This window comes from Gilliamella sp. Nev3-1 (assembly GCF_001690435.1).
GTDB classification, from domain to species: Bacteria; Pseudomonadota; Gammaproteobacteria; order Enterobacterales; family Orbaceae; genus Gilliamella; species Gilliamella apicola_C.
Genome location: NZ_LZHN01000029.1, coordinates 1 through 870, shown reverse-complemented (window position 1 = coordinate 870; position 870 = coordinate 1). Strand labels below are relative to the sequence as shown.

At 35.7% G+C, this 870-nt stretch carries 1 protein-coding gene; it reads right to left on the bottom strand.

What is annotated here, in order from left to right; translation table 11 throughout:
* Positions 1-285: 285 nt before the first annotated feature.
* The coding region (locus A9G40_RS05440; protein ID WP_065582223.1) for a site-specific integrase at positions 286-870 on the bottom strand (585 nt) is incomplete at its 5' end.

Below are 870 nucleotides of genomic sequence, written 5' to 3'. Positions count from 1 at the left end.
TCACGATTGCCTATCCATTTAATTTCAAATATTCGTAATAGCATTAATAAGCACAAACAAGCATGCCGTTATAGCAGTTGTTCCCCAAAAACTAACACCAATAGAGCTAAAACAAACTATAGATGCCAATATTGTTAACATTAAAATTAATGCTTTCATTCCTCAGTTCTCAAGCTGAAAATTAATAATTTAATATTTGTTTAGGCAATCGTGAGCGGTGTGAAACTTGTTTTCACATTGCGAGGGATTCAACAACGACCGTAGGGAGGCGTTAGCTAAATCAAATTAACGTAAATATACTTCTGTTATTTGAGGTCTAAAATGCCCCAGTTCTTGCGATACGATTTCAAGTGCTAAATCTCTAGTTAATGTCATTTGAAGTTCTTTCATGCGTTCTTGTGCGTAACTATGCCGTAACCCATGTGCTCCTCCGCTCCAATTCAGCCTATTTTTTGATACCGTTGAAAATGAATTACTAAAATTTTTCCCTCCGGCAATATTATAATTTTGTTTATAGAACACGCCTCGATCCTCAATAAGCTTTGGTTCAGCAAGTCTTGTTTGCTCAAGTTTTTCGGCTAAGTGATACGGAATTAAAATTTCTCTCGTTAATCCTCCTTTTCCTGTCACTGTATAAAGCTCCCCCTCTCTTCCTAAAAATTTCTCTTTATGTGCAGGGCGTTCATCTGCTGGCTGTATTGATGCTTTTTCCAAAGTAAACAATTCATGAGCTCTTAATCCTGAGCTATAAGCTATTTGTGTTGATAATGAGTGTTTTGCTGTTTGATATGATGCAATAATTCTAACTTGTTCCCTGGTGTATGATCTGCTCTTTAAAATTTGATTATATTCTGACTTGATTACGTTCAG